1 protein-coding gene is annotated in these 757 nt (G+C 51.9%); it reads right to left on the bottom strand.

Features of this window, described 5'->3' with window-relative positions; genetic code table 11:
• Positions 1-13: 13 nt before the first annotated feature.
• A protein-coding gene (locus VB780_RS25635) for an IS1 family transposase (protein WP_416349264.1) occupies positions 14-717 on the bottom strand; the annotation gives its coding sequence in 2 pieces (ribosomal slippage) (positions 14-378 and positions 378-717; 705 coding nt in all).
• Positions 718-757 lie beyond the last annotated feature (40 nt).

Raw genomic sequence — 757 nt, 5'->3', positions numbered from 1 at the left:
GGCGTTGCTGAATTCAGGTATGAATTGACTTTGGAATGGGCACGTCACCGAACTTGAGGTAGTGAAGTAGCAAACGAACAGAGTGCTTCAGCATGTCTACGGACTTGGAATAGCACAGAGTCTTCCGGTGCAAGCGAGCGAGATAATGTCTCAAGCGGGTGTTCTCACCTTCCACCCGAGTCATATAAGTTTTGCTGACGATCTGGTCACCCTCCGGGATGAACTGAGGATAAACCGGATAGCCATCGGTGACCCAGAAGTAACAGGCCCAGTCCTTGATTCGATCCCACAAGGGCGCGAAGGTGGCCGCACTGTGGTTCCCGATGACCCAATCTAAAATCCCTGGGGCAACGTGATTCACCGCTGTCCAGAGCCAAATTTTGTTTTTTTTGCCCCAACAAAGGTTTCCAACTCATCAAGTTCACCGACCTCAGGCGTGGTATCGGGAGCATAGGCATCGGGCAGCAGGTCGCCCACCTGTTTGACCCAGGTGATGAGGGTGGTGTGATGAACCCCGGTTGTTCGCTCTATAGCCCGGAAGCCAGTTCCATTGACGTACTGTCGGAGGCAATGACGTTTGACGTCGTCTGGATAGCCCCGATGAGGTTCGTAGCAGTCGATAAACTGGCGACCACAGGCTACGCAAATGTGATTTTGCTTACCCTGCTTTTTCCCATTCTTACGGATATGGGTGCCGCCGCATTCAGGACACTGCATCACAACTCATCCTCAATTCATACTCTAATTATGCAACGCC

The sequence above is a fragment of the Leptolyngbya sp. CCNP1308 genome (genome assembly GCF_034932455.1).
Taxonomy (GTDB): domain Bacteria; phylum Cyanobacteriota; class Cyanobacteriia; order Phormidesmidales; family Phormidesmidaceae; genus Nodosilinea.
The sequence above is the reverse complement of the archived record's forward strand: the minus strand, read 5'-3'. Positions and strand labels throughout refer to the sequence as shown.